Here is an 8743-nt window from a genome sequence, read left to right on the forward strand (position 1 = left end):
GGCGGTGGCCGTCCGGGTGCTCCGGGCGGAGCGCGTGGACCGCAGTCGCCCGCCGCGCCGCAGCAGGGCCGGCCGGCCCCCGCGGGTGCGGGCGCCGCGTTCGGCCAGGCGCCGGGCGCACCGCAGGGCCTGCAGGCCGCGGGCTCGGACCAGGACAGCTTCGGCGGCGCTCGTGGCGCCGTACCGCCGCAGTCCCAGGCTCCCGCCGGCGAGCAGCAGGGCAGCGGCCGTCGCGGCCGTCGCCCGCAGCTGCCGGGCCGTGGCGGCCCGCGTGCCGAGCTGCCGGGCAGCAACAACCAGCAGGCGCGTCCGAGCTGGAGCGACGAGAACGCGCAGCCGCCCGTGCCGCGTGCTTCCCTCGACGCCCCGCGCGGTCACGACGAGACCTCCCGGATGCCGCGCTTCGACGACCGTCAGGGCCCCGGCTCGACGTCGGAGATGCCCGCCGTCCCGCGCCACGACGAGCGTCAGAACGTGACCTCGGAGTTCCAGCGCCCCGACTTCGGCGACTTCGGCGCCCCCGCGCCGGCCGCTCCGCAGCAGCAGCCGGGCCAGTACGGCCGGCAGGACTTCGGTGTGCCGCAGCAGGCCCCGAACAGTTCGCAGGACCAGGGCCAGTTCGTCCGCTCGGACGTCTTCGGCTCGCCGGCCGGCCAGAACAACCACGGCGACGCGAACAACCCGAACAACCCTGCCAACACGGGCCAGTTCGCGATCCCGCAGGCCTACGACGCGGGTTCCACGGGCCAGTTCGCCACGCCGGGCTACGACAACGGCTCCACCGGTCAGCACAACCTGCCGGGCCGTCAGAACCCCGCCGACAGCGGCCAGTTCGAGCGTCCGCAGGTGAACGGCAACCACAGCGACTTCGGCGCCCCGCGGCAGCAGGTCCCGCCGCGGCCGCAGCAGCGGCCCGCCCGCCAGGAGCCCGAGGCGCTGCCGCCGGCGTCCGGCCCGGGCGACGGCCGTACGCCGCTGTACGACACCCTGGAGACCAACTGGTTCCGCGGCCAGGCGGGCGGTCAGCAGAGCAACGGCTCCGCCCCGCAGCAGCCGCAGGCACCCGCCTCTCCCGCGGCGCCGCAGCGCTCCACCGGTGCGCAGCAGCCCGCCACCTCTTCCTGGCGCGCCTCGCCGAACGACGACCTCGTCCGGCAGGCGGAGCGCGTCCGGCAGCCGGCCGCGGGTGGGGTCACCACCTCCGGCCTGCCGCGCCGGGTGCCCCGGGCGAACCTCGTCCCGGGCACGGCTCAGCAGCAACAGCACCAGTCCGGTCCGCAGGTCTCGCGTTCGCCTGATGACGTTCGCGGCCGGCTGACCAATCTCCGTCGGGGTATCGCGCAGGGTCGCCAGGCCGGCACAGGCCAGACGGGCAGCTTCCCGAGCCCCACTCACCAGCAGGAGCGTTAGTTGAGCCAGATGAGCCAGGCGGCACAGAATCTCAACTGGTTGATCACCAACTTCGTGGACAACACCCCGGGTGTGTCCCACACCGTCGTCGTGTCCGCCGACGGTCTTCTTCTGGCGATGTCGGAAGGCTTCCCCCGCGACCGCGCCGATCAGCTGGCGGCCGTCGCGTCCGGTCTCACCTCGCTGACGGCCGGGGCCTCCCGGATCTTCGAGGGCGGCAACGTGGCGCAGACGGTCGTCGAGATGGAGCGGGGATTCCTCTTCCTCATGTCCGTCTCGGACGGCTCGTCCCTCGCCGTGCTCGCTCACCCCGAGTGCGACATCGGCCTGGTCGGCTACGAGATGGCGCTGCTGGTCGACCGCGCGGGCGCCGTGCTCACGCCCGACCTGCGCGCCGAACTGCAAGGCAGTCTGCTCCACTGAACCCCACCGGCACCACCCGTCTCACCAAATCACCGTCCGGCCGCCACAATCCCCCCATCGGCCCCAACGACGGCACGACTGACCGACTTGCTGTCCCGCCCGGAGGATTCATGACCCCGCCCACCGCCTCTCATGATCCGTACGCGGAGCCGTACGAGGATGAGGGCGACCAGCCACTGGTACGTCCGTACGCGATGACCGGTGGCCGGACGCGGCCGCGCTACCAGCTCGCCATCGAGGCGCTGATCAGCACGACTGCCGACCCGGCAGCACTCATGGGGCTGCTCCCGGAGCACCAGCGCATCTGCCACCTGTGCCGTGAGGTGAAGTCGGTAGCCGAGGTGTCGGCGCTTCTGGCCATGCCGCTGGGTGTGGCCCGCATTCTCGTCGCGGACCTGGCCGAGGCCGGGCTCGTCGCCATCCACCAGCCGGGTGGCGACGAGACAACCGGTGCACCGGACGTGACCCTGCTCGAAAGGGTGCTCAGTGGACTTCGCAAGCTCTGACGGAGGGCGGGCGACCACCTCCGCGAAAATCGTGGTGGCGGGTGGTTTCGGCGTCGGCAAGACCACGTTCGTGGGTGCCGTCTCCGAGATCAACCCGCTGCGCACGGAGGCCGTCATGACGTCCGCCAGCGCGGGCATCGACGACCTGACCCACACCGGGGACAAGACCACCACCACGGTGGCCATGGACTTCGGCCGCATCACCCTGGACCAGGACCTGATCCTGTACCTCTTCGGTACGCCCGGTCAGGACCGCTTCTGGTTCATGTGGGACGACCTGGTCCGCGGCGCGATCGGCGCGGTGGTGCTCGTGGACACCCGGCGCCTGGCCGACTGCTTCCCGGCGGTCGACTACTTCGAGAACAGCGGACTGCCGTTCGTCGTCGCCCTGAACGGCTTCGACGGGCATCAGCCCTACGCTCCCGAAGAGGTCCGCGAGGCCCTGCAGATCGGGCCCGACACCCCCATCATCACGACCGACGCCCGCCATCGGGCCGACGCCAAGAGTGCGCTCATCACTCTGGTGGAGCACGCACTGATGGCACGGCTGCGGTAGATCAACTCCAAATCAGTGATGGCATACGGCAGTTGTCGTAGACCAGCCGGAGCCGACTGTGGCCTTTGACACGGTCGGCCCCGGTGTTCATAACGTTTCGGCAGAGGAATCGGGTGGTACCGCCACGCGTCGTTGCCATCCGGTGCCGCTGCGCACACACAGGCCCCGTCTTTTGACGGGGCTCGCTCTTTATGACCGTTTTATCTGGGGCTTACATCACACGGAATCCGCGCTTTCCGCTGTTTGGAAGAGCGCTGGTCGTCGTGCTGGAATGCCTGAACTGCCCAATAGTCAAAGACGTACTCAGTAGTACTGCGTACTCAGTGGCGTACTGGGCTCTGAGACACTGCGGCACAACGTTGGTGCCCGCCGCCGAGAGGTTGTTGGTCGAGTGAGGCGAAGCAAGAACGGTCCCGAGCCGTCGGCCCGGGGCAACTTCACCCCGCCGCCGCGCGGAGCGGCGCCCGCCCCTGTGCCCGGTTCGGAGCCGACGCCCGCCCCCGCTCCGAGCGGCGGACGTTTCTCCCCCCGCAACTGGCGGGTGCCGACCCGGCTGAACGCGATCCTGCTCATACCCGTGGCCGTCGGCCTGGTCATGGGTGGCTTCCAGGTCAAGGGCTCGATCGACACCTGGCAGGAGGCCCAGGACGCGGAGAAGACCGCGCGCCTGGTGCGGGCCTCCCTGACGTATGCCAACGCGGTCAACAACGAGCGTGACATCACCGCGGCCCCGCTCCTCAAGGGCAAGCTGGAGACCGCGCAGGACAAGCAGACGGTCGCGGCGGCCCGCAAGGCCACCGACCAGGCCGCCGACGGCTTCGACGAGGCGGCGCAGAACATGCCGCAGAAGGCCGGCCTGCTGCGCCGGCTGAAGCTGTTCCGCCAGGCCGAGCCGCAGCTGGCGACGCTGCGCGCGACGGCCTACAAGGGCTCCGGCGTGAAGACCGAAGAAGGTTACGTAGCCATCGCCCACCCCCTGATGGAGTTCGCCAACGAGCTCGGTCTGGGCACCGGCAACATCACCAGCTACGGCCGTACCGTCTACGCGATCTCGCTGACCCAGGCCGCCCTGTCGCTGGAGCGGTCGATCGGCATGCACCTGCTGGTCAGCCCCGGCCCCAAGGACAGCGACCTCGCCAAGCAGCGCGTGGCCCTGTCCTCCTACGCCTACCTCGAGGGCATCGCCATCGAGGAGTACAAGGCCGGTGGCACCGAGGCCGACGCCCAGAAGCTCGTCGACCTCGAGGCGAAGGCCACGGAGCAGGGCAAGGCGCAGGCGAAGGAGGCCGCAGCGAAGGCGGCCGCCGCGAACAAGACCTATGTGCCGCCGCCGGCCAAGCCGGAGACGATGGTCGGCGCCCTGGCGACGCTGAAGAGCACCGACACCACCGAGCGCGCCCTGCTCGCCCAGAACGGCATCACGGCCGAGAACTGGTGGGCGGTCAACACCCTCCGCTACGACGTCTACCGCAAGATCCAGGCGGACATGGCCGACACGGCCGTGAACGAGGCCTCGGACATCGCGGACAACGCCAAGCGTGACGCCCTCATCACGGGTGCCGCCGTCGTGGTCGCCCTGCTGCTCGCGTTCATCCTGGCCGGCGCCGTCGCCCGCCAGATGTCCCGCTCGATGCGCCAGCTGCGCAACGCCGCCTTCGGCATCGCCGAGCAGCGCCTGCCGATGCTGGTCGACCAGCTCTCCCGCACCGACCCCGGCCGGGTCGACACCCGGGTCGCACCCATCCCGATCAACACCCGCGACGAGATCGGCGAGGTCGCCCGCGCCTTCGACCAGGTCCACCGCGAGGCGGTCCGCCTGGCCGCCGAGCAGGCCCTGCTGCGGGGCAACATCAACGCGATCTTCACCAACCTCTCGCGCCGCAACCAGTCGCTGATCGAGGGCCAGCTGACCCTGATCACCGACCTCGAGAACAACGAGGCCGACCCGGACCAGCTGGAGAACCTCTTCCGCCTGGACCACCTCGCGACCCGTATGCGCCGCAACGGCGAGAACCTCCTGGTCCTCGCCGGCGAGGAGCCCGGCCGCCGCTGGGACCAGCCGGTCCCGCTCATCGACGTCGTGCGCGCCGCCTCCTCCGAGGTGGAGCAGTACGAGCGCATCGAGCTCTCCGGCGTCCCGGAGGCCGAGATCCACGGCCGCGCGGTCACCGACCTCGTGCACCTGCTCGCGGAGCTGCTGGAGAACGCGACGACGTTCTCCTCGCCGCAGACCAAGGTCCGCGTCACCGCGACCCGGCTGCCCGACGGCCGCATCATGATCGAGATCCACGACAAGGGCATCGGCCTCACCGCCGAGGACTTCGCGGACATCAACCACAAGCTGGCCAACCCGCCGACCGTGGACGCCGCGATCTCGCAGCGCATGGGCCTGTTCGTGGTCGGCCGGCTGTCCGACCGGCACGGCATCCGCGTCCAGCTGCGCCCCTCCGGCGAGCAGGCCGGCACCACCTCGCTGGTCATGCTCCCCGACGCGATCACCCACGGCGGTGGCGGCGAGCAGCAGGCGGGCCGCGACGAGTTCACGGTCTCGCAGATCATCCCGGAGCAGAACTTCCAGGGTGAGGACTTCAGCCAGCCGATGCGCACGGCCGCGGAGCTCGGCTTCGACGACAGCCGCTACTCCGACATCCCGGACGACATCCGGGAGCTGGACCCGGTCGGCCGCTCGCTGATGCGCGAGGAGCGCCGGGCGGCCCTGGAGGCCCAGCGGCCGCACGACCCGGACGCCCCCGACGCGTACGGCGACCCGTTCGAGGCCCAGCCGTCCTACGACAACGGCACCGGTGCCTACCCGGAGCAGCAGCAGCCCACCGGCTACGACGCGCAGCCCGGCTACGACGAGCTCCAGCAGACCCCGTACGAGGAGCCGCAGCGCTCGTCGTACGAGGAGCCTGCCGCGCGCCCGTCGTACGAGGAGCCGTACTTCGCGCCGAACGACCCGATGCCGCAGAACGACACCTTCTCGCCGAACGGTGGCTACCCGGAGCCCGGGTATGCGGAGCCGGTCCGGGAGGAGCCCGCTGCCGCCGGTCCCCCGGCCTCCGAGCCCTTCGCGGCCTTCGAGGAGCGGCGCTACCAGGACGACTGGCCGCAGCAGGACGGATTCCAGAACGGTTACACGCCCGATTACGCTCCGGAAACGGAACGTGCACAGGGCCCTGACGCGGGCGAGCGCGACCGCGTAGGCTTCGACCGTCCGGGACCGGCCCCCTCCGCGGGCCACGCGCTCACCGACGCCGGACTGCCCCGCCGCGGATCCCTCGGCGGAACGAACGGCTCGAACGGCGCGCGGCCGGCCAACCAGGAAGCACCGGCCCCGGTGCCGACTCCGGCTCCCTCGAGCAACGGCAACGGCGACTGGCGCTCGGCCAACGACGAGCGCTGGCAGCAGGCCTCCGCTCTGAGGAAGCCCAAGGCGGGTGGGGTCACCTCCTCCGGCCTGCCGCGGCGGGTTCCCCGGGCCAACCTGGTCGAGGGGACCGCGGAGTCGACCCCCCAGGGAGGCCCACAGGTCTCCCGCGCCCCGGAGGACGTCCGGGGCAGGCTGAGCAACCTGCGCCGGGGCGTCCAGCGAGGACGCAACGCGGGCGCAGGCAGTGAAACGAACGGCCAGGGCTTCGGTCCTGACAGCACCTACAACCAGGAGCGTTAGTGTGAGCCCGATGAGCCAGGCGGCACAGAACCTGAACTGGTTGATCACCAACTTCGTGGACAACACCCCGGGGGTGTCCCACACGGTGGTGGTCTCCGCCGACGGACTCCTTCTGGCGATGTCCGAAGGGTTTCCGCGCGACCGCGCCGATCAGCTTGCGGCGGTCGCCTCCGGTCTGACCTCGCTGACCGCCGGTGCCTCGCGCATCTTCGAGGGCGGCAGCGTGAACCAGACGGTTGTGGAGATGGAGCGGGGATTCCTGTTCATCATGTCCATCTCCGACGGTTCCTCCCTCGCGGTTCTTGCACATCCCGAGGCGGACATCGGTCTCATCGGGTACGAGATGGCACTTCTGGTGGACCGTGCCGGTACCGTCCTGACCCCGGATCTGCGTGCGGAGCTCCAGGGCAGCCTGCTCAACTGACAGACAGACGGTGCGTTTTGGCGTCCCGGGGCCGTAAGGTTTCGGGACGCGGCTCCACAGGATCGGGTGCCCGGCACAGTCGGAGGAGGAGAAAGTGGCAACACCCCCAGGCGGTTCGTCTTCGGGCAACTGGTCGTACGGCCCTGCCCAGGGCCAGGGCGACGGTTCGCAGAACCCGAACCGTTACAACTTCCCCTCCGCTCCCAGCCACCGGCGTCAGCAGCCGTACGCTCCGCAGGGCCCCGGCCCTTCTCCGTACGACCAGCCGCCGGCGCCGCGCATCCAGCCCGTGCAACCGCAGCGACGCGCCCCTGAGCCGGCGCCCGCGGGGGCGTCGAACAACCCCCTGGTGCGCCCGTACGCCATGACGGGCGGCCGTACCAGGCCCCGCTACCAGCTCGCCATCGAGGCGCTGGTGCACACCACCGCACAGCCGCACCAGATGCAGGGGCAGCTGCCCGAGCATCAGCGGATCTGCAACCTCTGCCGCGAGATCAAGTCGGTAGCCGAAATCTCCGCGCTCCTGACGATCCCTCTCGGCGTGGCCAGAATTCTCGTCGCCGACTTGGCGGAGGCGGGACTGGTCGCGATCCATCAGCCCGGCGGCGACGAGAACGCCGGCGGCCAGCCAGACGTGACACTGCTCGAAAGGGTGCTCAGTGGACTTCGCAAGCTCTAGCGGCGGTCCTTCCCGCTCCACCACCTCGGCGAAGATCGTGGTGGCGGGTGGCTTCGGCGTGGGCAAGACCACGTTCGTCGGGGCCGTCTCGGAGATCAACCCGCTGCGTACCGAGGCCGTCATGACGTCCGCCAGCGCGGGCATCGACGACCTCACCCACACCGGAGACAAGACGACCACCACGGTCGCCATGGACTTCGGCCGCATCACCCTGGACCAGGACCTGATCCTGTACCTCTTCGGTACGCCCGGTCAGGACCGCTTCTGGTTCATGTGGGACGACCTGGTCCGCGGCGCGATCGGCGCGATCGTGCTGGTGGACACCCGGCGTCTCGCCGACTGCTTCCCGGCGGTCGACTACTTCGAGAACAGCGGTCTGCCCTTCGTGATCGCCCTGAACGGCTTCGACGGCAACCAGCCCTACAGCCCGGACGAGGTGCGCGAGGCGCTGCAGATCGGCCCGGACACCCCGATCATCACCACGGACGCGCGGCATCGCGCCGACGCCAAGTCCGCGCTGATCACGCTCGTGGAGCACGCGCTGATGGCGCGCCTGCGGTAGTGGCCACGCACCCCTGAACGCACGAGGAAGGGCCCCTCTCCTGGGAGAGGGGCCCTTCCTCGTGCGTGGAACCTGCTGAGGCGGTGCGGCCTAGCCGTGCCAGCTGTGCGGGGCGCGGAAGCCGCCCTCGCGCTCCAGGCGGCGCCAGCCGGCCTTGGGACGGCCGGGGTGGGGCTGCACGTCCGACGGGGCGGCCGCGGCGCGCGCGAGCAGGACGGCCGTGATGGCGGCCACCTCCTCGGGCTCGGCGTGGCCCTTCTCGACGCGAATGTCAGGGGTGCTCATAGGTCTCAGTCTCCGTGAGAGAGGTTTCCGCGAGGGTGTCGCGGAGGGTCCGCTGGGTTACTGCGGGGGGTTGCCGTGCTTGCGTGAGGGCAGGTCGGCGTGCTTGGTCTGCAGCATCGCCAGGGAGCGGATGAGGATCTCGCGGGTCTCGCTCGGGTCGATGACGTCGTCGACCAGGCCCCGCTCGGCCGCGTAGTAGGGGTGCATGAGCTCGGACTTGTACTC

The 8743-nt window shown here is 70.5% G+C and carries 9 protein-coding genes and 1 pseudogene; 8 read left to right on the top strand and 2 right to left on the bottom strand.

Translation table 11 applies throughout. From position 1 onward, the window contains the following. From ACFU97_RS45825 to ACFU97_RS45860, 8 genes and pseudogenes are all read left to right on the top strand, one after another. Nucleotides 1-1410: pseudogene (locus ACFU97_RS45825) on the top strand (hypothetical protein); the annotation flags it as partial. Nucleotides 1411-1419: 9 nt separating this feature from the next. Beyond that, nucleotides 1420-1833: a roadblock/LC7 domain-containing protein gene (locus ACFU97_RS45830; protein ID WP_003973453.1), complete on the top strand. Its 414-nt coding sequence runs from the start codon at nucleotides 1420-1422 to the stop codon at nucleotides 1831-1833. 110 nt (nucleotides 1834-1943) lie between these two features. Beyond that, on the top strand, nucleotides 1944-2339 hold the full coding sequence (locus ACFU97_RS45835) for a DUF742 domain-containing protein (protein ID WP_016432454.1): 396 nt from the start codon (nucleotides 1944-1946) through the stop codon (nucleotides 2337-2339). Next, on the top strand, nucleotides 2320-2895 hold the full coding sequence (locus tag ACFU97_RS45840; protein WP_058922977.1) for an ATP/GTP-binding protein: 576 nt from the start codon (nucleotides 2320-2322) through the stop codon (nucleotides 2893-2895). The genes ACFU97_RS45835 and ACFU97_RS45840 overlap by 20 nt, the downstream gene beginning before the upstream one ends. A gap of 391 nt (nucleotides 2896-3286) precedes the next feature. After that, nucleotides 3287-6568 carry a nitrate- and nitrite sensing domain-containing protein gene (locus ACFU97_RS45845; RefSeq protein WP_384269208.1) on the top strand — a complete coding sequence of 1094 codons (3282 nt, stop codon included), beginning with the start codon at nucleotides 3287-3289 and terminating at the stop codon, nucleotides 6566-6568. Nucleotides 6569-6578: 10 nt separating this feature from the next. Further along, nucleotides 6579-6992 (top strand): roadblock/LC7 domain-containing protein, encoded by a 414-nt coding sequence (locus ACFU97_RS45850; RefSeq protein ID WP_004983065.1) that lies wholly within the window; start codon nucleotides 6579-6581, stop codon nucleotides 6990-6992. A gap of 94 nt (nucleotides 6993-7086) precedes the next feature. Beyond that, a complete protein-coding gene (locus tag ACFU97_RS45855) occupies nucleotides 7087-7671 on the top strand; it encodes a DUF742 domain-containing protein (RefSeq protein WP_384269210.1) in 585 nt (194 codons plus the stop codon). Further along, entirely contained in the window at nucleotides 7652-8233 is a 582-nt protein-coding gene (locus ACFU97_RS45860) for an ATP/GTP-binding protein (RefSeq protein ID WP_029183992.1), read from the top strand. The genes ACFU97_RS45855 and ACFU97_RS45860 overlap by 20 nt, the downstream gene beginning before the upstream one ends. Nucleotides 8234-8323: 90 nt before the next feature. Here ACFU97_RS45860 and ACFU97_RS45865 read toward each other — a convergent pair whose 3' ends face one another. Together ACFU97_RS45865 and ACFU97_RS45870 are read right to left on the bottom strand one after the other, a co-directional pair. After that, nucleotides 8324-8518 carry an acyl-CoA carboxylase subunit epsilon gene (locus ACFU97_RS45865; protein ID WP_384269213.1) on the bottom strand — a complete coding sequence of 65 codons (195 nt, stop codon included), beginning with the start codon at nucleotides 8516-8518 and terminating at the stop codon, nucleotides 8324-8326. Between the two features lie 57 nt (nucleotides 8519-8575). Then, a partial coding sequence (locus ACFU97_RS45870) for a carboxyl transferase domain-containing protein (RefSeq protein ID WP_384269159.1) occupies nucleotides 8576-8743 on the bottom strand: 168 nt, incomplete at its 5' end.

It is taken from the genome of Streptomyces sp. NPDC057616, from assembly GCF_042800575.1.
GTDB lineage: Bacteria > Actinomycetota > Actinomycetes > Streptomycetales > Streptomycetaceae > Streptomyces.

Coding starts and splice junctions, on each gene's coding strand:
- ACFU97_RS45835 (WP_016432454.1), top strand. CDS start 1,944: ATGACCCCGCCCACCGCCTCTCATGATCCGTACGCGGAGCCGTACGAG.
- ACFU97_RS45865 (WP_384269213.1), bottom strand. CDS start 8,518: ATGAGCACCCCTGACATTCGCGTCGAGAAGGGCCACGCCGAGCCCGAG.
- ACFU97_RS45850 (WP_004983065.1), top strand. CDS start 6,579: ATGAGCCAGGCGGCACAGAACCTGAACTGGTTGATCACCAACTTCGTG.
- ACFU97_RS45830 (WP_003973453.1), top strand. CDS start 1,420: ATGAGCCAGGCGGCACAGAATCTCAACTGGTTGATCACCAACTTCGTG.